Annotated in this window: 19 protein-coding genes and 1 riboswitch; of the genes, 12 read left to right on the top strand and 7 right to left on the bottom strand. The window is 67.5% G+C overall.

Annotated features, from left to right (window positions below; genetic code table 11):
- The first annotated feature begins 123 nt into the window (after window positions 1-123).
- The 4 genes from ASC95_RS05275 to ASC95_RS05260 all read left to right on the top strand — a co-directional run bounded on the left by ASC95_RS05275 (window position 124) and on the right by ASC95_RS05260 (window position 6,194).
- Window positions 124-1,440 (top strand): HD domain-containing phosphohydrolase, encoded by a 1,317-nt coding sequence (locus tag ASC95_RS05275; protein ID WP_057296675.1) that lies wholly within the window; start codon window positions 124-126, stop codon window positions 1,438-1,440.
- Window positions 1,437-2,003 (top strand): response regulator, encoded by a 567-nt coding sequence (locus ASC95_RS05270; RefSeq protein ID WP_057296674.1) that lies wholly within the window; start codon window positions 1,437-1,439, stop codon window positions 2,001-2,003. Before ASC95_RS05275 ends, ASC95_RS05270 begins: the two co-directional genes overlap by 4 nt.
- A complete protein-coding gene (locus ASC95_RS05265; protein WP_162250719.1) occupies window positions 2,000-4,087 on the top strand; it encodes an ATP-binding protein in 2,088 nt (695 codons plus the stop codon). The genes ASC95_RS05270 and ASC95_RS05265 overlap by 4 nt, the downstream gene beginning before the upstream one ends.
- Window positions 4,088-4,249: 162 nt before the next feature.
- Window positions 4,250-4,345, top strand: a riboswitch (cyclic di-GMP riboswitch).
- 49 nt (window positions 4,346-4,394) lie between these two features.
- Window positions 4,395-6,194: a S53 family peptidase gene (locus tag ASC95_RS05260; RefSeq protein ID WP_057296672.1), complete on the top strand. Its 1,800-nt coding sequence runs from the start codon at window positions 4,395-4,397 to the stop codon at window positions 6,192-6,194.
- Between the two features lie 34 nt (window positions 6,195-6,228).
- On the opposite strand, the gene ASC95_RS05255 is transcribed toward ASC95_RS05260, so the two are convergent.
- Both ASC95_RS05255 and ASC95_RS05250 read right to left on the bottom strand, forming a co-directional pair.
- Window positions 6,229-7,539, bottom strand: coding sequence for an ATP-binding protein (locus tag ASC95_RS05255; RefSeq protein ID WP_057296671.1), 1,311 nt, complete (start codon window positions 7,537-7,539; stop codon window positions 6,229-6,231).
- Window positions 7,536-8,246 carry a response regulator gene (locus tag ASC95_RS05250; RefSeq protein WP_057296670.1) on the bottom strand — a complete coding sequence of 237 codons (711 nt, stop codon included), beginning with the start codon at window positions 8,244-8,246 and terminating at the stop codon, window positions 7,536-7,538. Before ASC95_RS05250 ends, ASC95_RS05255 begins: the two co-directional genes overlap by 4 nt.
- Window positions 8,247-8,382: 136 nt before the next feature.
- On the opposite strand from ASC95_RS05250, the gene ASC95_RS05245 reads away from it, so the two are divergent.
- Entirely contained in the window at window positions 8,383-9,402 is a 1,020-nt protein-coding gene (locus tag ASC95_RS05245; RefSeq protein WP_235537694.1) for a hypothetical protein, read from the top strand.
- Window positions 9,403-9,470: 68 nt separating this feature from the next.
- Here ASC95_RS05245 and ASC95_RS05240 read toward each other — a convergent pair whose 3' ends face one another.
- From ASC95_RS05240 to ASC95_RS05230, 3 genes are all read right to left on the bottom strand, one after another.
- Entirely contained in the window at window positions 9,471-9,821 is a 351-nt protein-coding gene (locus ASC95_RS05240; RefSeq protein ID WP_056194526.1) for a hypothetical protein, read from the bottom strand.
- Window positions 9,822-10,077: 256 nt separating this feature from the next.
- A complete protein-coding gene (locus ASC95_RS05235) occupies window positions 10,078-10,467 on the bottom strand; it encodes a hypothetical protein (RefSeq protein WP_057296668.1) in 390 nt (129 codons plus the stop codon).
- A 75-nt stretch (window positions 10,468-10,542) separates the two neighbouring features.
- Window positions 10,543-11,220 (bottom strand): hypothetical protein, encoded by a 678-nt coding sequence (locus tag ASC95_RS05230; RefSeq protein ID WP_057296667.1) that lies wholly within the window; start codon window positions 11,218-11,220, stop codon window positions 10,543-10,545.
- A 480-nt stretch (window positions 11,221-11,700) separates the two neighbouring features.
- On the opposite strand from ASC95_RS05230, the gene ASC95_RS30380 reads away from it, so the two are divergent.
- A complete protein-coding gene (locus ASC95_RS30380; RefSeq protein ID WP_157255957.1) occupies window positions 11,701-12,306 on the top strand; it encodes a hypothetical protein in 606 nt (201 codons plus the stop codon).
- A gap of 59 nt (window positions 12,307-12,365) precedes the next feature.
- Here the strand turns inward: ASC95_RS30380 and ASC95_RS05220 are convergent, their stop codons facing one another.
- A complete protein-coding gene (locus ASC95_RS05220; protein WP_057296665.1) occupies window positions 12,366-12,971 on the bottom strand; it encodes a response regulator transcription factor in 606 nt (201 codons plus the stop codon).
- Window positions 12,964-14,889, bottom strand: coding sequence for a sensor histidine kinase (locus ASC95_RS05215; protein WP_057296664.1), 1,926 nt, complete (start codon window positions 14,887-14,889; stop codon window positions 12,964-12,966). Before ASC95_RS05215 ends, ASC95_RS05220 begins: the two co-directional genes overlap by 8 nt.
- Window positions 14,890-15,008: 119 nt before the next feature.
- Here ASC95_RS05215 and ASC95_RS05210 point away from each other — a divergent pair, with 119 nt between their 5' ends.
- From ASC95_RS05210 to ntrB, 6 genes are all read left to right on the top strand, one after another.
- Complete coding sequence (locus ASC95_RS05210; RefSeq protein ID WP_057296663.1) at window positions 15,009-16,019, top strand: TRAP transporter substrate-binding protein; 1,011 nt, start codon at window positions 15,009-15,011, stop codon at window positions 16,017-16,019.
- Window positions 16,020-16,096: 77 nt separating this feature from the next.
- On the top strand, window positions 16,097-16,651 hold the full coding sequence (locus ASC95_RS05205; protein ID WP_200960069.1) for a TRAP transporter small permease: 555 nt from the start codon (window positions 16,097-16,099) through the stop codon (window positions 16,649-16,651).
- Window positions 16,648-17,928 (top strand): TRAP transporter large permease, encoded by a 1,281-nt coding sequence (locus ASC95_RS05200; RefSeq protein ID WP_057296662.1) that lies wholly within the window; start codon window positions 16,648-16,650, stop codon window positions 17,926-17,928. The genes ASC95_RS05205 and ASC95_RS05200 overlap by 4 nt, the downstream gene beginning before the upstream one ends.
- A 31-nt stretch (window positions 17,929-17,959) precedes the next feature.
- Complete coding sequence (locus tag ASC95_RS32310) at window positions 17,960-18,580, top strand: ANTAR domain-containing response regulator (protein WP_057296661.1); 621 nt, start codon at window positions 17,960-17,962, stop codon at window positions 18,578-18,580.
- Window positions 18,581-18,890: 310 nt separating this feature from the next.
- Window positions 18,891-20,138: a CmpA/NrtA family ABC transporter substrate-binding protein gene (locus ASC95_RS05190; RefSeq protein WP_057296660.1), complete on the top strand. Its 1,248-nt coding sequence runs from the start codon at window positions 18,891-18,893 to the stop codon at window positions 20,136-20,138.
- A gap of 2 nt (window positions 20,139-20,140) precedes the next feature.
- Window positions 20,141-21,040 (top strand): nitrate ABC transporter permease, encoded by a 900-nt coding sequence (gene ntrB, locus ASC95_RS05185; protein WP_057296659.1) that lies wholly within the window; start codon window positions 20,141-20,143, stop codon window positions 21,038-21,040.
- Window positions 21,041-21,152 lie beyond the last annotated feature (112 nt).

Here is a 21,152-nt window from a genome sequence, read left to right as displayed (position 1 = left end):
GCGAACAACTTGTCAAGCATCGCCGGGCCGACCTGCCTAAACTCCCAATAAAGCGGCGGTCGTCCCTGGCGCGCTCGCCACGGACGGCGATGGCGCGGCGCATCCGCCAGCGGGAGCGATTTGATGGATGCAAAAGTTGCCGACCCTCCGGTCGTGCTGTTCGTCGATGACGAGGTGTCGATCCTCAGTGCGCTGCGGCGACTGTTCCGGCCCCAGGGTTACCGGGTGTTGCTGGCCGAGAGCGCCAAGGCCGGGCTGGCCATGCTGGAGACCGAGCCTGTCGATCTCGTCGTGTCCGACATGCGCATGCCGGAGATGGACGGCGCGGCGCTGCTCGAACAGGTCCACCAGCGCTGGCCAACCGTCGGGCGCATCCTGTTGACGGGTTATGCCGACATCGGCTCGACCGTCGCAGCCATCAACCGCGGCCAGATCCACCGCTACATCGCCAAGCCCTGGGATGACCGCGAGCTGCTGATGTGCGTACAGGACGGCCTGGAGCGCCGCCGGCTGGAGAAGGAAAACCGCGCGCTGCAACTGCTGACTCAAAGGCAGAACGACGAATTGCAGGCCTTGAACACCGACTTGGCGGCGCGCGTCAAGGCGCGGACCAGCGAGCTGGAACAGGTCAACGCCATGCTGGAGACCTCGTTCGCGCAGTTGCAGGAAAACTTCCTGCTGTCGATCAACGTGTTCTCGGGTCTGATCGAGCTGCGTGGCGGTGGCATGGCGGGCTATTCACGCGAGGTGGCCGACCTGGCTCGCCGCACGGCGCGGCGGCTCAACCTGGGCGCAGCGGCGGAGGAGGACATCTACATCACCGGCCTGCTGCATGAGGTCGGCAAGATCGGCCTTCCGGACACGATGCTGCGCAAGCCACTCTCGGCCATGTCCAGCGACGAGCTCGCCTTGTACCGTCGCTACCCTCTCAATGGCGAGGCAGCGCTGCTGCCGCTGGGGCGGCTGCAGCGCGTGGCACGCCTGGTGCGGTCGCACCACGAACGCATCGACGGCAAGGGCTACCCCGATGCGCTGAGCGGCGAGGAGGTGCCGCTCGGTGCACAGGTGGTGAGCGTGGCCTGCGACTACTACGCCGCGCAGTCCGGCCGGCTGTCGCTGAAGCGCCATTCGGCGGCCGAGGCGCATTCGCTGATCCTTGGTGGCGCCGGCACGCGCTATGAGAAGGCTGTCGTCGAGGCCTTCGAGCTGGCGCTCAAGGACGAGCCCTCCGAGAAGCCGCGTGACCGAGAGCTGCAGCCTCACGAAGTGATGCCGGGCATGGTGCTGTCTCGCGACCTGTTGTCGCCCCAGGGCACGTTGCTGCTGGCGGCAGGTTTCGTCTTCGACACCCGGGTCGTCAGGCAGCTGCGCGAATTCGCCGGCCGCGAGGGTGCGAAGCTGCATGTCTTCGTGAAGCTGCCTGAAGGAGGTGCGACGTGAGCGAACGCATCCTGCTCGTCGATGACGAGCCTCACGTCCTCAGCGCGCTGCAGCGCCTGCTGCGCAACGGGCTGAAGGACACCGGCGGCGCGCGCTATGACGTCGAAAGCTTCACCGACGCGACCGTGGCTCTGGCGCGGGCGCGCGAGTGCGCTTTCGCGCTGGCCATCTCCGATCAGCGCATGCCGGGCATGACCGGCGTGGAATTCCTGCGCGAGCTGCGTCAGGTGCAGCCCGACTGCGGGCGCATCATCCTGTCCGGCTATGCCGACCTGAACGCGCTGGTGGCGGCCATCAACGAGGCCGAGATCGCCCGTTTCATCTCCAAGCCCTGGGCCGACTTCGACCTGCTCAGCGCCGTGCGCCAGGTGTTGCGCATCCGCGAACTGACGATGGAGAACCAGCGCCTGGCTGACCAGGTGCGCCAGCAGATGGGCGTGCTCACCGCCCAAGAGGCGGAGCTGCGCCGCCTGGAGCGGCTCGAACCGGGCATCACCCATGTGAAATGGGGCAGCGACGGCTCGTTCATCCTGGAGGACCCGGATGAAGAGGTGAAGTGGTGACCGCACTGACGGTCGACTTCAGCCTCGCGCTGCAGGCCGTCAGTGCGTCGGTCCTGGTGCATGGATCGGACCGCATCCTGTTCGCCAACGCGGCGATGGAACGCTTGCTGGGCTATGGGCTGGAGGCGCTGCAGCAGATGCCGCCGCACGGTTGGGCAGCGCCTGAGTTCGCCGATGAGTTGCAGCGCTATGGCCAGCGGGCGCTGGCCGAGGAAGGCGAGCTGCCCGCGATCGAGATCGAGGCGCTGACGGGCAGCGGCTCGCTGCGCGTGCTGGAAGTCAAAGCGCATCGCGTCATGCTCGACGGCCAACCCTGTGCGGTGCTGACCGGGCAGGACCTCAGCGACATCCGCCACGTGCAGACCAGCCTGCTGGACATCGGCCGCGTGCTCTACCAGATCCTCGAGAACAACCCGGTGGCCACGTTCGTCATAGACAAGTCCCACCGCGTCACGCACTGGAACGCGTCCTGCGCCCAGCTCACCGGCCGCGAAGCTTCCGAGATGCTGGGCCGCGATGACAGCTGGCGCGCCTTCTACCCCGAAGCCAGGCCGCTGCTGGCCGACCTGATCCTGAACGGCAATGTCGAGCAGGAGCGCGAGCGCTTGTACGGCCGGCACTGCCAACCGTCGCTGCATATCGCCAACGCTTACGAGGTCGAGGGCTACTTCCCCAATTTCGGCCGGGAGGGGCGCTGGCTCTACTTCACGGCCGCGCCGCTGTTCGACGCCCACGGCGAGGTCGTCGGCGCCATCGAGACACTGCAGGACATCACGCGACGACGTCAGGCCGAGGACGAGCTGCGCCGCCATCGCAACGAACTCGAGAACATGATCGCCGACCGAACGGCCGAATTGCTGAGCACCCACCACGAACTCGAGGCCTTTCTTGAGAACGCGTCGGTGGGCATCATCTCGACCGCCAACCAACAGATCCAGCGCGGCAACAAGAAGTTCATCGAGATGTTCGAACTGGGTGACGTGGCGCCCCACGGCCTACCGACGCGCCGGCTCTTCAAGAGCGATGCCGACTACGAAGCCCTGACCTGGGTGGCCCGGCCGGTCCTGTCCCAGGGCGGCTCGATGCTGCACGAGACCGAGCTGTGCACGCTGGCCGGCAACCCGCTGTGGGTGCAGATCATTGCCTATGCCGCCGATCCCGCGGATCCCGAGGCCGGCACTTGGTGGCTGCTCCAGGACCGCACCGAGGTGCGCCGCGTGCAGCAGGAGCTGGAGCTGAACTACGAGCGCATGAAGCAGACCAACATGCGGCTGGAAGAAGCCCAGAACCAGCTGCTGCAGTCCGAGAAGATGGCCTCCATCGGCCAGCTCGCCGCCGGTGTCGCCCACGAAATCAACAACCCGATCGGCTTTGTCAGTTCCAACCTCGGCTCGCTGCGCGGCTATGTCCAACCCGTCTTCGCGTTGCTCGCGCTGCTGAAGAAGACGCCGGCCGACGCGCTGCCGGGCGATGTGCGAGAAGAGCTGGACAGGGTGGATGCCGCCGTCGACCTGAGCTTTGTGGAGGAGGACCTGCCCCAGTTGCTCGATGAGAGCGAGGAGGGGTTGTCGCGGGTCAAGAAGATCGTGCAGGACCTCAAGGACTTTTCACGCGTCGACCATGCCGATTGGCAGGACGCCGACCTCAACGCCGGGCTGGACTCGACGCTCAACGTCGTCATGAACGAGGTCAAGTACAAGGCCGAGGTTCGCAAGGACTATGCCGTGCTACCCCCCGTGCACTGCATCGCCGCACAGCTCAACCAGGTCTTCATGAACTTGATCGTCAACGCGGCCCATGCCATCAAGGAGCGCGGCACGATCACGCTGACCACGCGCGCCGAGGATGGCTGGGTTCGCATCGAGATCGCAGACACGGGCAGCGGCATGAGCGAGGAGGTCAAGCGGCGCATCTTCGAGCCCTTCTTCACGACCAAACCCGTCGGCCAGGGGACGGGCCTGGGCCTGTCCCTTTCATTCTCCATTGTGCAAAAGCACGGCGGCCGCATCGAAGTGGATTCCGAACCCGGCGTCGGCACGCGCTTCACGGTCTGGATCCCGCTGCACCCACCGCAGCCCGCCTGAGCTTTGTGTCCCGCGTGACACAAAGCAACCACACGGCAGTAACTCACGAAACGCAGACTGGCAGCATCGAAAGCCCGCGCCGTCCGCCGAGTCAGAAGTCACGCAGTGCCCCTGACGGCCCCTGCATGTCGGCACCCCGGCGCCTAGACTGAACCTGTTTCACAACCCAGAGGGCAAACCCGTCGAAAGGCGGGGACGCAAAGCCACCGGCCTACCGCACTTGCAGCACGCAAGCGCCACGGCAGCGGGGCCGCCAGGACCGGTAGGTCTTGATCGGCGTGGCCCTCCTTCGTACGAGAACCCGGCCATGCGCAGTCCCCGCCAACTCACCTGGACCCTCAGCCTGCTGACCGCCGCGGCGTTGACCGCATGCGGAGGCGGCGCTGGCGACAGCCCGACCGTCCAGGTCAGCGAGGCAAGCTCGGTCATCAAGCTGAGCGTGGACCTTGAGGAAGGTAGCACTGCCGCGACCCATGTCGCCGCCCAGCCCAGCTTTCACACCGCCGCCGTCGATCTCGAGGAACCCGACAACGGTGCCGCACCCCACCGCAGCCACGCCCTGGCCGGCATCGCCACCCAAGGCCTGACGCGCGACCGCCTGGACGACGCTCTGCGCCCGCGCGCTTTCGCGGCGGGTGCGGGCGAAGCCGCTCCGATGGCGACGTCCACTGCAGTGACGACCTATACGCCGGCACAGATCCGCGCCGCCTACGCTCAGCCGGCCCTGCCCGCCAGCACCGCCGGCCTGACCGCAGCCCAGGCCGCCCAGCTCGGCGCCGGCCAGACCATCTACATCGTCAACGCCAGGCACGACCCCAACATCGCTGCCGAACTGGCGGCCTTCAACGCCAAGTTCGCGCTGCCGACCTGCAGCTCGCGCACCCTGGCCGCCAACGCCAGCCTGCCCCTAGCCAAAGCCTCCGCGTCCAGTTGCGAGCTGGTCATCGCCTACAGCACGACCGCCGGCGCCCTGACCGCCACCGCTCCCGCCTATGACAGCGGCTGGGCCACCGAGATTGCGCTGGACGTGCAATGGGCCCATGCGACCGCACCGCTGGCTCGCCTCGTCCTCATCGAAGCGCCGGATGCCGGCGTCGGCAGCCTGTCCAAGGCCGTCGCGCTTGCCAACAAGATGGGCGCCGGCGTCGTGTCCATGAGCTTCGGCGCCGCCGAGGGCAGTTGGACGTCGAGCTATGACAGCGCCTTCGCCACGGCCGGCATGAGCTATCTTGCCGCCACCGGCGACAACGGCGCCGCCGTGTCCTGGCCTTCGGTGTCGACCCGCGTCGTCGCCGTCGGCGGCACCACGTTGAGCTACAGCAGCGGTGCGCGCAGCGAAACCACCTGGACCGGCACCGGCGGCGGCACCAGCGCCTATGTGGCGCTGCCCAGTTACCAGGGCGGCACCATTGGCGGCTATGCCAGGCGCGCCGTCGCCGACGTCGCCTTCAATGCCGACCCCAACTCCGGCCAGTACGTGGCGCTGATCGCACCGGGCACGACGACGACGCGCTGGGTCAGCGCCGGCGGCACCAGCCTGGCGACGCCGCAATGGGCCGGCCTGCTGGCTGTGGCCAATGCGATGCGCGTGGCATCTGCCAAGACCGTGCTCGGCCAGCCTCATGCCGCCCTCTACCAGCAGATCGGTGCCGTGCCGACGCAATACGCCGCCGCCTTCAAGGACGTGGCCAGCGGCAGCAACGGCACATGCACGACCTGCGCCGCAAAGACCGGCTATGACACGCCCACCGGCTGGGGCACGCCCAACGTCAGCGCCCTGCTGAGCAGCCTCAGCGGCGCCAGCGTCACGGCCTCGACCGCCACGCCGACGACCAGCAGCGGCCCCACGCTGACGACCACCAGCCTGAGCGGCGCGGCCGGCAAAGCCCTCGCCGCCACGATCGGCTACTCGGCGCCGGGCGCGAGCTCGTTGAGCATCAGCATCAGCGGCGCCGCCAGCGGCATGAGTTTCTCAGCCACCAGTAGCGGCCTCGCCCTGAACTGGGCCAACCCGGTAGCCGGCCGCACCAACCTCGTCATCACGCTGAAGGACAACTTCGGCCAGACCAGCACGGGCACCGTGACGGTGACGATCAACGCGAGCTGAACTCAGCACTGGCGGCCGCTCGAAGACTGCTTCGTCACGATCCAGACCAGCTGACACGGGCAATGAGGCCGCCACCATCGCGCGGCGTCAGCCTCAATTCGGCGCCGTCGGCGCGCGCAATGCGCTCGACGATGGCCAGGCCCAGGCCCGAGCCCGGCTTGCCGCCGCGGGCCACGTCGCCACGGTGGAAGGGGCGCTTGAGGTCGTCGACACGGTCCGGCGCGATGCCCGGGCCGCGGTCCCGCACCTCGATCCAGGCTCCGCCGGCGTCATCGCCGCAAGCCAGCTCGATGGGCGGCGCGCCATGGTTCTGCGCATTGACGATGAGGTTGAGCACGAGCCGGCGGAGCGCCTGCGGCCGTGCGCGCCGGTGCACTGCCGGCCCCTCGGCCAGCACCGGTTGCGGCAGGCCCGGTGCCAGCGCCAGCGTCTCGGCCAGGAACTGGCGCAGCTCGATGTCGGCGGCGGGTAGCTCCTGCTCGGCCGGGTGGGCGGCGCGTGCGTAGTCGAGGAACTGGGTCAGCAGGCCGTCCAGGCCGTGCAGGCTGCGGTCCAGCGTGTCGAGCAAGTCCTTGTCACCCTGGCCCGCCCGATCGAAAGAACCACGCAGCAATTCGCTAGCGAGGCGAATCTTTGCCAGCGGCGTGCGCAGGTCATGCGACAAGCCGGCCAGCATCAGCAAGCGTTCTTCCTCATCGCGCGCCAGTGCCTCGGCCATGTCGTTGAAGCCACGCGCCAGGGCCGCCGTCTCGGCCGGGCCATCGGTGGGCAGCAGCAAGCGGCGCTGGCCGGCACCGACTGCCTTGGCCGCATCGACCAGGCGCTGCAGGGGCCGGTTGATGCGGCGCTGGATCAACCAGGCGCCGACCAAGGCCAGCACGGCGCTGACGCCGCTGGCGATCAGCCAGGTGCGCGCGAAATGGTGAGCCGGCTGCACGGCAGGCAGCACCAGCCAGGCCGGCGCGCCAGGCAGTTGCACCGCGATGAGGCCGTTGGCTTCGCGCCGCCACGGCAGCTCGCCGCGCTCCAGGCCCAGCTGCGTCGCCAGCTCGGCCAGGAAGCCGCGCTCCACCCAGGTCGGTCGCTCGAGCAGGCGCTGCTGCTGGCCCGAGGCGGCGCGCGCATTGAAGCGATCCACGAAGCCGGCTCGCTCGGCCTCGGGTAGCAGGCGCATGCCTTCGGCGACGGCCTGCAGGCTGCGCGCGGTCGCCTCGGCCGACTGCTGCAGGCGCGGCCGGGCGACGAACTGCGCATAGGCCAGCGCATTGACCAGCTGACCGAGCACGATCAGGCAGACGATGAGCCACAGGTTGCGGCCGAACAGCGTGGACAGGCCGAACTTCATCGGGCGTCCGGTTCCAGGATGAACACATAACCGAGACCCCACACCGTCTGGATATGGCGCGGCGCGCTCGGGTCGGCCTCGACGAGGCGGCGCAGCCGCATGACCTGCACGTCCAGGCTGCGGTCGCTGACGCCATGCTCGTCGCCATGCGCCATCGCCAGCAGCTTCTCGCGTCCCAGCGGTCGGTTCGGCTGGCTGGCCAGCGCACGCAGCAGCTGGAACTCGACGGTGCTGATCTCCACCGCCGCGCCAGCGCGCTCCAGCCGGCGTTGCGTGGGATAGAGGGTGAAGTCGCCGAAGCGCACCGCTTCCTCGCCCGCAGGGCCGAGGTGGGCACCGAGCTGCTGCTGGCGACGCACCATCGCCTGGATGCGCGCCAGCAGCTCACGTGGTGCGAATGGCTTGGCCAGGTAGTCGTCGGCGCCCATCTCCAGGCCCAGCACACGGTCGACGAGGTCACCGCGCGCCGTCAGCATCAGGATGGGGATGGTCTCGCCCTGGCCGCGCAAGCGGCGGCACAGCGACAAGCCGTCCTCGCCCGGCATCATCAAATCCAGCACCAGCACGTCGAAGCGCTCACGCGCCAGCAGTTGCGCGGCGGCGGCGGCATCGGGCACGGCGCGCACGCTGTGGCCTTGCTCGGTCAGATAGCGCTGCAGCAGGCCGCGCAGCTCGGCCTCGTCGTCGGCGATCAGGATGCGACTCATGGGGGGATGTTAGGGAGAAGCCCGCGCCCCACCTTGCCGGAAAACAATGACAAACCGTTGCAAGCCGCGCCCGCCGTCAGGCCCTGCAAGCACTGCAACCCGCGCGGCAACCTTTGCGCGGCCACGGCTGGGCAGCATGGCCCCACCTCAAACGGAGATCGCCATGCGCCACGCCGCCTTCACCCTGCTCACCCTGCTGATTGCCGCCCCGCTCATTGCTCAAGCCGAACCAACGCCACTGCAGCGCGCCGGCGCCGCACGGTTGACGGCCGAGAAGTCTGCGGCCTGCGTGGCCGCCCAGCCCTTCTATTGGGAGATCGGCAACGCCACCCAGCCGCTGGCCGGCGGCAAGTCCGGCGAAAACGGCCCGGAGCGCCACACCGAGATGGCCATCGCGTCTGCCTCCAAATGGGTCTACGCCGCCTTTGTGGCCGAGCGCCGCCAGGGCCAGCTCAGTGCCGAGGACATCAGGTTCCTGCACTTCCAGTCCGGCTACACCTACTACCACGTGTGCCGCCAGAACCAGAGCGTGGCGGCCTGCCAGCAAAGCCTCATCAACGGCCGCGGCCGCCTCAATCCGGCCACCGAAAACCGCTTCGACTACAACGGCGGCCACATGCAGCAGCACGCCATCCTGATGGCCCTGGGCTCGCTGGGTCCGGATGGTCTGGCCCTCGCGGTGCGGCAGTCGCTCGCACCCACGCTCGGCACGGACTGGTCCTTCAGCTACAGCCAGGCCATGCCGGCCGGCGGCGGCCAGACCAGCGCGGCCGACTACAGCCGCCTGCTGCGCGCCCTGCTGGGCGGCCAGCTGCAACTCGGCCGCTTGCTGGGCAAGGAGGCCGTCTGCACCAACCCACAGGTCTGCCCGAGCGATGCCGTGAAGACGCCCATCCCTGCGACGGAGAGCTGGCACTACAGCCTCGGCCACTGGGTGGAGGACGACCCGCAAGTCGGTGACGGTGCCTTCAGCAGCCCGGGCGCCTTCGGCTTCTATCCGTGGATCAGCGCCTACCAGCGCTTCTACGGCATCGTCGCTCGCGAGCAGCGCCGTGGCGCCCTGGGCGACGACCCCAGCGACAAGCCGGCGGTGGCTTCGGTGAACTGCGGGCGCGAGATCCGCGCCGCGTGGATGGACGGTCAGCCTCGTCGCTGAATGGCCGTGAAATGCCGCCGAGGCCGGGGGGCGCCGCGCGCGCGCCGGCCTCGGGATAACTTGCCGTCTCAGCGCATCCGGTCGGTCTCGAACGCGATGCGATCGACGCTGCCGTCGACGTTGCGGAACAGGCGCACGCGACGCATGCCGTCGGGGCTGACGAGCAGCTCGGTGTTCTCGGCGCGCCAGGTCTCCAGCGGGCTCTCGTCGAGGCTGACGCCCAGACTGCGCACGCCGACATGGACCTTCAGCGTGCGGCCATCGTCCAGCAGAAATTCGCCTCGTGCGTCGCGCAGCATGGCGCGGCCGGTCATGGCGGGCACGGTGGGTTCCTGGGCACTCGCGGGCGCGATCAGCGTCATGGTTGCGAGCAGAGCGGCCGACAGGGTGAGGGGTCGCAGATTCGTCCAGGTCTTCATGGTGAGGTACTCCTTAGGTTTCCCGAGGCCAGTCGCCTCGGCACAAGCCATAGTGCAAACCCCATGCCAGCTCGAAATGCCAAGAACTTCACGGTCAAACGGCGTCTTCAATCGGTATTCGCCCCAGGTCTGGGCCTGAGCGCCCCGCATCGCGACACCACGCCTCGCGATGGCGCGGCGCTTGACCTTCACGCCACGTGAGGCTTCATCGAATCTGGAGGCAACGACTTGATCCGCTGGCGCCCTTGTCGGCAACCTATGGCTGTTTGCCAACAGGCAGCAGGAAGGCCGCCGCGATACCAATGGCAAACACGATGCCGAACGCGACAAGCGAAAGAAGCGCGCCGCGACCGAAGCCGATCAGCTCTCCTGAGGCGGTTCGTGCTCGCGGCCCCAGATACCAGCCGCCAACCACCAACTGGATGGCAACGCCGAGCAAGCCTGCCACGAGCGCTGGCAAGACCCGCCCCGTGCTTTGATTTGCAACAGTGCCAATTGCTCCGACAACGAGCGCGATAAGGCCGAACAAGAGGGCGTGCTTCCAACTCAGTTGCATGCGGCGCAAGAGGCGAGCTGCAAGTTTGACGAGAACCGCGTACAGCAACGGGACGAGCAGGAGCGGCACAAGCGCAATGAAGCCGGACATTCTTGTTTGTGAAGTCGCAGAGGATCAAGGATCGTAGCCAGAGGGACCAGAGCTGATGGAACAGCGTGCTTTCGCCTAGGCCTCGACCGCCAAATTCGCATTCAATCTTCCCGCCAGATTGACCGCCCGCAGGAAGACCCGGAACTGCGCCACCGCGTCGGATATCTCCCCCGGCTCCGAGCCCAGCTTGGCCAGGTCGAGCAGCCGGCTGTAGAGCTGGGCCTGCTCGGGGCCGATGGATTCACTGAAGGCCAGCAGATGCAGCAGTTGGCTGGACGTGATCTGCATCTTGGGCCCCAGCCAACCGCCCCATTTCCTGACGGCGGCCTCCTTGCGTTCGAACATGCGCGAGCGCGAGCGTTGCGTCTCGACCGGGGCGCCGTCGATGCCGAGGTCGGCGAGGTATTTGAGAAGCAGGACCAGGTTGGCGTCCTTGGCATCGTCGGGCAGGCGCGCGAGCAGCCAGTCCTCGGCCTCCTTGCGGATGGGGTAGTTCACCTTGCCGATGCAGCCGAAGGCCCGGCCCGACAGATTGGCCGGGCAGCCTCTGCATTCGCCATCCAGCTCGCTGAGCGGCGCAATCATGTCCAGCAGCTGGCCGACCGTCACCTGTGTCTGCTTGGCCGTCCCGTCCGGGCTCTTGACGGCAATCTCGACCGTGCATTTGCTGGTCAGCGTCTCGTTGTCGGCATGCGGAAACTTCTCGCGGAACTGGGCGCTCGCGAATTCCGCAACGCCGCGGTGCCTGACCATGGATCGCAGTCTGACCTCTGGCGTATACCGCCGGGCCGTACAGGGCCGCTGCAGCGCGAAATCGATAGCCATCTATTCCCTCCCTGGCGTGGCTCCGTCGCGAGGAGTTTCGATGAGGCCTGCAGCTACGCCAGCCCCCGGATCCAGGGTGCGGTTGCTATTTACAGCCGCAAAGCCGCCTGGACGCCACTTCCTATCCCAGTCGCTCCGGCATTGCCACTGGTGCAACCCATTCCGGGTCTGAATGCCGTCAAACCGCGTTCATGAGCGGCAAAGCGCCGCAGTCCCGGGCTTGCGCGCCCCGCATCGCGACGCCGTGCCTCGCGAGACACGGCGCTACCTGTCCTTCAGCCGTCAGGCGGGGTGGCCGGCCGGCTTCATCGGCCGTCAGCGTTAAATAGTTCTCTGGTCAGGCCACATTCCACATGATCGAATCCGGCCTGACCAATTTGTCGTGCGTCCCGTGAAGTAAAGGGAACCATGTCCAAACCTTCCTCCTCGTCCCGCCGGCCGGATCGGCGTCGCAGCCCGCTCAGCCGGAATTTCGCTGCCGCGCTGTGGGCCGCGCTGCGCCGGATCGCGCGCCGGCTTCCCCGCCAGCCGGCCTCGCCGGTCCAGCTGCCATTGTCGAAACCGGCAGCCGCAGAAGCGCAGGCGCTGGCACGGGCCCTTACCGAATTGCTGGGCCAGCATCCGTCGACGCGGCGGGTCATGCGGCATCTGGGCTATGTGGAGCGCCAACTGGCCCGGCAAGGTGCAGCGGCCCTCTCGGAGATGCCCGTGCATGTCGTGGCGACCGCGCTGTCGCAACTGGAGGCGATCGTCAGCAACTGGTCCAACCGCGACCTGGCGGAGCTGCGTTCGCGAATGGCCGTGGCCGTCAGGAAGGGCTCCGAGGATGAGTTCTTCGGCCCCGATGGCGAAAGGCGCTCGGTGTTCGCGACGGCGTCACGCCTCCTCGTTGGGGACGTGAATCACTCGGTGTTTGAGGAATTGCAGCGGCAATACCATGGCTTGGTCTCCCCGGAGAGCATCGACGCGGCCCTGGGTGTCGCGGCGTCACGCACAACTCCGGCTACGGCCTGACTTCAGCTGCGAATCTCCGCGCTGACCTCCTGAAGTCGCGGCATTGAACCCCGCGCGGCCTACCGCCCGGCCAGCAAGGTCGCCACCTCCGCCGCCGACCGCACGCCCAGCTTCGCAAACACCCTGGCCCGGTGCACCTCCACGGTCCGCACCGACACGTTCAGCTCGTCGGCGATGACCTTGTTGAGCTTGCCCGCCGCCACGCGTGTCATGACCTCGCGCTCGCGCTCGGTCAGGCTGGCCAGCCGCGCACTGCGCTCGGCCACCTGGGCACCCTCTGCCTGCATGGCCGCGTCCACGGCCAGGGCCTGCTCGAGACGGTCGGCCAGCGCGTTGTCGCTGTAGGGCTTCTCCAGGAAGTCGAAGGCGCCCTTCTTCAGCGCCTCGACGACCATGGGGATGTCGCCGTGGCCGGTCAGGAAGAGCACCGGGTTCCTCAGCCGGCGTGCCAGCAGTTCATCGTGCAGTCGCGTGCCGCTCATGGGTTCCATGCGCACGTCGAGCAGGAAGACTCCCTTGGGCATGCCCTCGCGGTCCAGCATCTCCAGCAACGCCGGGCCGCCGTCGAAGGTGCGCACATGCAGGCCCCGCGAGCGCAGCAGGAAGGCGAGCGCGTCACGTACGCCAGGGTCGTCGTCGACGAGGTGGATCGTGCCTTCAGCCATGGACCGTCTCCGTGTGGGTTTCGCGGCTCAGCGGCAGGCTGAACGAGAACAGCGCGCCGCCATTGGCAGCCTCGCTGGCGTCGAGCACGCCCTGATGAGCCTCGATGATGGAGCGGCAGATGGCCAGGCCCATGCCCATGCCGTCGGCCTTGGTGGAATAGAAGGCCGCGCACAGCTGTTCGACGCGCCGCCCCTGCAGGCCAGGGCCGTTGTCCTGCACATCGACGCGCACGAAGTCGCCCACGACACGGCTGCTCACTGCGATGCGCCGGCCGCCGTTCCCGGCCGGGCGCGCCTGCAGCGCATCCGCGGCGTTGCGTACCAAGTTGATGACCACTTGCTCGATCAGGACGGCGTCGGCCAGCACCGCCGGCACGCCCGGCGCGAGGCTCACGTCCAGCGTGACGCCGCGGCGCTGGCAGTCGCGCTTGAGCAGCTCGATGGCGGCGGTGACGACCTCATGCAGGTCGCAGGGCTCGTGGCGAGGTTCGCGCCGCGTCAGGAACTCGCGGATGCGCGCGACGATGCGACCGGCATGCGCGGCCTGCTGGCCCAGGCGCTGCAGCGCGCCGAGCACGAGCTCGTCCTGCACGCCGAGCTTGGCCAGCGAGTTGGTGATGCCGGCGCCGTAGCTGGCTATTGCCGTGAGCGGCTGGTTCAGCTCATGGGCCAGCGTGGAGGCCACCTCGCCGAGCATGGTCAGCCGCGCGTTGTGGGCCAGCGTCTCGACCTGGCGGCGCTCACGGTCTTCAAGGCGCTTTCGCTCGGTGATGTCGATGATGCTGCCCATCCAGCCGATCTGACGGCCACCGGCGTCCACCAGCGGCGACTCGAACACCATCACGTCGACCATACGGCCCGAGGCGTGCCGCCAGTGCGCCTCGTAACCCTCGCGAGGCGCCTGGCCAGCGAGGTTGCGGCGGTTGCGCTCCGCCACCTCGGCCAGTGCATCGGGCGGCCAATAGGGCATGGGCGGCAGCAGGCCGACGAGCTGCTCGGCGGGCAGGCCGACCATGTCGCAGAAGGTGCGGTTGACGTACAGCAGCCGGCCGTCGAAGTCGCGGGCGCGCAGTGCGACAAGGGCCGAGTCTTCCATCGCGCGGCGCCAGGCGGCCTCGGTGCGGCCGGCCACCTCGGCCCGCTGCACCTGGCGCATCTGGCGGCGCAGCAGCCAGCTGGCGACGGCGATCAGCGGCAGGAAGCCCGCCACCAGCACCCAGGCCAGCGGCCGGGTGCCGCTGACGGCGGGGTCGCGCACCGTCAGCTCCAGCGCGGCGTCGGTCAGCGTCGCCTGCGTGAGCGGGCTGGCGCGCAGCGGGCCGGTCAGGGCGACGCGGTAGCTCGGCTTCTCGCCCAGTGCCGCGCGCAGCGGCGACTCGGTGGTGGAGGCGATGACCTGGTCGGCGCTGTCGACGAGTTGCACGTCGTATTTGCGCGCCAGCCACCAGGGCACGCCGCGCTTGAGCAGCAGGGCCGGCGCGTAGCGCACGACGAGCACGCCGTCGGGCGCCACGCGGGCGGTCAGGTGCAAGGACAGGCCGTCCTCATAGCGATTGGCCTCGGACTCGGCGGGCACCTCGGCCAGCACGCGGTTGCTGCGCGAGTCCAGCCAGGTCACTGCCAGCCACAGGCGGCGCAGGCCGGCATTGACCTCGGGGTGGGCCGCCAGCGCCGCGGTGCTGGGCACTTGGCCGGCCAGGCCGGCAGCGAGCTGGCGCAGATGGGCCTGCTCCTCGTCGATGCGGTCGCGCAACTGAGCCTCGGTGCTGAGGGCGTCGGAAATCAGCGTCTGGCGCTGCAGCTCCTGCTCCTCGGCCTCGTTGGCGCGCACCCAGGCCAGCACGCCCGCCACGAAGACCAGGGACAAACCCAGGGGTGCCAGCCACAGGCTTCGGGTCAAGAGCTCGCGCAGCGTCATGGCCCGCAGTCTAAGAAGAGAGACGACCGCGCGAAATGTGGAACTCCACAACTATCTGCAGGGTCCCGGGCTCGGAAGAATGCCGTCCAGACCCCTCATTCCAATATCGGAGACAAATCATGATCCTGCGCCGTCTCGCACTCGCCGCCGCCCTGGCCCTGCCTTTCAGCCTGCCCACGGCGGCCTTCGCCCAGGCCCCCATCGTCATCAAGTTCAGCCACGTCGTGGCGCCCGACACGCCCAAGGGCAAGGGCGCCCAGCGCTTCAAGGAGCTGGCCGAGCAAAAGACCGGCGGCAAGGTGAAGGTGGAGCTCTACCCGAACAGCCAGCTTTACAAGGACAAGGAAGAGCTTGAAGCCCTGCAGCTGGGCTCGGTGCAGATGCTGGCACCGTCGCTGGCCAAGTTCGGCCCGCTGGGCGTGAAGGAGTTCGAGGTCTTCGACCTGCCCTACCTGTTCAAGGACACCGACGCCTTCCGCGCCGTGACCGACGGGCAGCTCGGCGCCGATCTCTTCAAGAAGCTGGAACCCAAGGGCATCAAGGGCCTGGCCTACTGGGACAACGGCTTTCACATCATGAGCGCCAACAAGCCGCTGCACAACGTGGCGGATTTCAAGGGCATGAAGATGCGCATCCAGTCCAGCAAGGTGCTGGACGCCCAGATGCGCGCCCTGGGGGCAATCCCACAGGTGATGGCCTTCTCGGAGCTGTACCAGGCGCTGCAGTCGGGCGTCGTCGACGGCACCGAGGGCGTGCCCAGCAACTTCTACACGCAGAAGATCTTCGAAGTGCAAAAGCACATGACGCTGTCCAACCACGGCCACCTGGCCTATGCGGTCATCGTCAACAAGAAGTTCTGGGACGGCTTGCCGGCAGACATCCGCACGCAGCTGGAAGCGGCCATCAAGGAATCCACCACCTACGCCAACGCCATCGCCAGCACCGAGAACGGCCGCGCACTGGAAGGCATCAAGGCCAGCGGCAAGACCACCATCTACACGCCGACGCCGGCCGAAACGACCGAGTGGAAGAAGGCGCTGATGCCGGTGCACAAGGAAATGGAAGCGCGCGTGGGCAAGGCCACCGTCGAGGCGGCCTACAAGGCGGCGAGCTTCGTCGCACCCAAGTAAGAAAGAAACCGGCCGCGCCCCCGCGGCTGCCGGAGGAACAGCGGCGCCCCGTGCGCCGCTTTCGCTGAGGAACCCCAATGATCAATCGAGTGCTGAACCACCTCGAGGAGTGGCTCATCGCCTTCCTCATCGGCGCCGCCACGCTGGTGATCTTCATCGCCGTCGTGCACCGCTTCGTTTCGGGCATCCCCTACATCCAGGACTACACGGTGCAGATCAACCTGTCCTGGGCGCAGGAGCTGTGCATCTTCATGTTCGTCTGGATGGCCAAGTTCGGCGCTGCCTACGGCGTGCGCACCGGCATCCACGTGGGTGTGGACGTGATCCTGCGCAAGCTGCATGGCAAGCCCTTCCGCGCCCTTGTCGTCTTCGGCCTGCTGGCCGGCGCGGTGTTCACGGGCACGGTGGCGACGCTGGGCGCCAACTTCGTCTGGCATATGTCCGAGACCGACCAGACCTCGGTCGACCTCGAAGTGCCGATGTGGTGGGTCTACCTGTGTGTGCCCCTGGGCTCCAGCCTGATGTGCTATCGCTTTCTGCAGGTGGCGTGGAGTTTCCTGAAGACCGGTGAACTGCCCCACCACGACCATGGCCATGTCGAAGGCATCGAAGAAGAAGGGAAGCCCGCATGAACGCCGCGATCATCTTTGTGCTGCTCATCGTGCTGATGCTGACCGGCATGCCGATCAGCATCTCGCTGGGCCTGACGGTGCTGACCTTCCTGTTCACGATGACGGATGTGCCCATCCAGAGCGTGGCGCTGAAGCTGTTCACCGGCATCGAGAAGTTCGAGATCATGGCGATCCCCTTCTTCATCCTGGCCGGCAGCTTCCTGACCCATGGCGGCGTGGCGCGGCGCATGATCCGCTTCGCCTCCAGCATGGTCGGCCACTGGCACGGCGGCCTGGGCCTGGCGGGCGTGATGGCCTGTGCGCTGTTCGCCGCGGTGTCGGGATCGTCGCCGGCCACTGTCGTTGCCATCGGTTCGGTCATCCTGCCGGCCATGGTCAAGCAGGGTTTCCCGAACAAGTTCGGTGCCGGCATCCTGACGACCTCCGGCTCGCTGGGCATCCTGATCCCACCGTCGATCGCGATGGTGATGTATTCGGTGTCCACCAACGTCTCGGTGGGCGCCATGTTCATCGCCGGCATCGTGCCGGGCCTGATCCTGGCCATCCTGCTGGGCTTCACCACCTGGAACATCGCCCGCAAGAACAACTACCCGCGCCTGGCCAAGGCCACGGGTCGGGAGCGCTGGCAGGCCTTCAAGGACAGCGTCTGGGGCCTGCTGCTGATCGTCGTCGTCATGGGCGGCATCTACAGCGGCATGTTCACACCCACCGAAGCGGCGGCGATGGCGGCGGTCTACGCCTTCATCATCTCGGTCTTCGTCTACAAGGACCTGCCGCTCAAGCGCCTGCCCAAGGTGCTGCTGGACTCGGCCAGCATGAGCGCGATGCTGCTCTACATCATCACCAACGCGGTGCTCTTCAGCTTCCTGATGACGAGCGAGGGCGTTCCGCAGGCCATGGCGGACTGGATGATCGGCCAGGGCTTCGGCCCCATCGCCTTCCTGCTGGTGGTCAACATCCTGCTGCTGCTCGCCGGCAATGTGATGGAACCGAGCTCGATCATCCTGATCCTGGCGCCCATCCTGTTCCCGGTGGCGATGAAGCTGGGCATCGACCCCATCCACTTCGGCATCCTGATCGTCGTCAACATGGAGGTCGGCATGTGCCACCCGCCGGTCGGCCTGAACCTCTACGTGGCCTCCGGTATCACCAAAATGGGGATCAGCGAACTGACCGTGGCCGTCATGCCGTGGCTGCTGACGATGCTGGGCTTCCTGGTGGTGGTGACCTATTGGCCGGCACTGTCGCTGTGGCTGCCTCATCTGCTGATGAAGTGAGCCCGGCACGGTAGTTGCACTGCCCTGGGGCATGAATACGCCCCAGCCGTTCTCCCTCCCCGGCCTGCGCGTGCTGATGGCCGACGCCGGCCAGCGCCGCAGCCCCGTCATCCGCCTGGAGCTGATCCGGCTGCGCTGCCAACTGGTCGACGTCATCGACCTCGTCGCCCAGCCCGGCGCCCTGCCAACGGCGCTGGACCGGCTGGCGCCCGAGCTGCTGCTGATCGACTGCGAGCAGCCCACGTCCGAGCTGCTGGCCCAGTTGGGCGAAGCCCTGCAGCGCCAGCCTCGCCCGGTGCTGCTGTTCGCCGAGCAGATGGGGCCCGAGCAGATGCGCGCCGCCCTCCAGGCCGGCATCAGCACGCTGCAGCTCGCCGGCCTGCCGCCGCAGCGCCTGGGCGCGCTGCTGCAGCTTGCCCTGGCCCGCTTCGAGCACGACCAGACCCTGCAGCGCGACCTGCGCCAGACCCAGACCCAGCTCGCCGAGCGCAAGCTCGTCGAGAAGGCGCGCGGCATCCTGATGCGCGAACAGGGGCTGGACGAGGAAGCCGCCTTCCAGCGTCTGCGCCAGCTGGCAATGGATGGTGGTCAAACGCTGGCCTCGGTGGCCATGCGCCTGATTGATGCAGACCAGCTGCTGCGCACACGCTGAGGGCGCGACGCACCAGGACGCGTTTCCGAAAGACGCACCGGCGCGGCGCAAACCGCCCGCTGCAGCCCCAGCCGTGCGCCAAGCACGTGCAAACCGGCCTTGCCGAGCCTTCTGAAGAGCTGGCACGCAACCTGCGTTAACTGAAGCGAGGCCTGCAATGGCGCAGGCCTCTCGGGCCGGCCGGCTGATGAATCGGCCGGCACTTCGGGACAACGGCGTCCGACCTCTCCTTTGTCGCTCGCACTGCTCGCCGCAGTGCGGGCGATGCGTGGTCGCACGGCGTTGCGCCTTGCATGAACAGGAGCCCGTGATGACCGCCAGCGACAACTCGAACGCCACGCCCCACCTTCAGCGCCGCAGCCTGCTGGCCGCAGCTGCAGCCCTCCCCACCCTCGGCCTTGCCGGCGGAGCCTGGGCCCAAGGATCGGACAAGCCCGAGAAGGAGGAGGTGCGCATCGGCTTCATCCCGCTGACCGACTGCGCCTCCGTCGTGATGGCCGCGGTGCTGGGCTTCGACAAGAAGTACGGCGTCAAGATCATCCCGACCAAGGAGGCCTCCTGGGCCGGCGTGCGCGACAAGCTCGTCAACGGCGAGCTGGACATGGCCCATGTGCTTTACGGCCTGGTCTACGGCGTGCATCTGGGCACGGCCGGACCGAAGAAGGACATGGCCGTACTGATGCACCTGAACAACAACGGCCAGGCCATCACGCTGTCCAAGGCGCTGGCCGACAAGGGCGCCGTGGACGGCCCGTCGCTGGCCAAGGTGATGGCCGCCAACCCGCGCGAATACACCTTTGCGGGCACCTTCCCGACCGGCACCCACGCGATGTGGATGCACTACTGGCTGGCTTCGGCGGGCATCAACCCGCTGTCAGGCGCCAAGCTCATCACCGTGCCGCCGCCGCAGATGGTGGCCAACATGCGCGTTGGCAACATGGACGGCTTCTGCGTCGGCGAGCCCTGGAATCACCGCGCCATCATGGACGGCATCGGCATCACGGCCAACACCACCCAGGACATCTGGAAGGACCACCCCGAGAAGGTGCTGGGCACGACCGCCGAGTTCGTGCAGAAGTACCCCAACACCACCCGCGCCGTCATGATGGCCGTGCTGGAGGCCAGCCGCTGGATCGACGCCAGCCTGTCCAACAAGCTCAAGATGGCCGAGACGGTGGCGCAAAAGGCCTACATCAACACCGGTGTCGACGCGATCAACCAGCGCATCCTGGGCCGCTACCAGAACGGCCTGGGGAAGACGTGGGACGACCCCAACCACATGAAGTTCTTCAACGACGGCGCGGTGAACTACCCGTACCTGTCGGACGGCATGTGGTTCCTGACCCAGCACAAGCGCTGGGGCCTGCTCAAGTCTCACCCCGACTACCTGGCCGTGGCCAAGCAGATCAACCAGACAGCGCTCTACAAGCAGGTAGCCAGCGCCATGGGCATCAGTGTGCCCAAGAGTGACTTCCGCACCAGCAAGCTGATCGACGGCGTTGTCTGGGATGGCAAGGATCCGGCGAAGTACGCCGACGGCTTCAAGATCAAGGCTTAATCATGGTCTCCGCAGTCTTCCATTCGCCTGGCGACAGCGCCGCCCCCACCACCGCGCCGGTCAGCGTCAGCCGCCCGACCACGCCCGCGACCGAAGCGCCCAAGGTTACCAAGCCCAAGCGCGATGCCTTCGACTGGCGCGCGCTGATGATGCGCGTGCTGCCACCGGTGCTGGGCATGGGCGTGCTCATCGGCCTGTGGGGCATCGCGACGATGAAGGGAGGGGCCTTCCCCACGCCGGCCGCCACCTTCGACGCGGCCGTCAAGTTGTTCGCCGACCCGTTCTACAGCAACGGCCCGAACGACCAGGGCATAGGCTGGAACATCCTGAACTCGCTCGGGCGCGTCGGCATGGGCTTCGGCCTGGCGGCGCTGGTGGGCATTCCGCTGGGCTTCATCATCGGCCGCTTCGAGTTTGCCAACCGCATGGTGTCGCCGCTGATCGCGCTGCTCAAGCCGGTGTCGCCGCTGGCCTGGCTGCCCATCGGCCTGCTGGTGTTCAAGAGCGCGAATCCGGCCGCGATCTGGACCATCTTCATCTGCTCGATCTGGCCCATGGTCGTGAACACTGCCGTCGGGGTGCAGCGCGTACCGACCGACTATCTCAACGTCGCCCGTGTGTTGCGCCTGAGCGAGTGGAAGGTCATCACGCGCATCCTGCTGCCCGCGGTGCTGCCCTATGTGCTGACCGGCGTGCGCCTGTCTGTGGGCACGGCCTGGCTGGTCATCGTCGCGGCCGAAATGCTGACCGGCGGCGTCGGCATCGGCTTCTGGGTCTGGGACGAGTGGAACAACCTCAACGTCGCCCACATCATCATCGCCATCTTCGTCATCGGCACCGTCGGGCTGTTGCTCGAATGGTTCCTGATGTCCCTTGCCAAGCACTTCACCTTCGAGGACTGAGGGACAGCCCACCCCCTACCGGCTTCGCCGGCCCCTCAAGGGGGCGATGCCAGCAGCCCGGCAAAGCCGGTTCCGCGGCATCCGCTGGGGAAGGCACGACACCCCCTCGCCT

Origin of the sequence: Pelomonas sp. Root1217, from assembly GCF_001425705.1 — a bacterium.
In the GTDB taxonomy this organism is placed as follows: domain Bacteria; phylum Pseudomonadota; class Gammaproteobacteria; order Burkholderiales; family Burkholderiaceae_C; genus Pelomonas.
The sequence above is the reverse complement of the archived record's forward strand: the minus strand, read 5'-3'. Positions and strand labels throughout refer to the sequence as shown.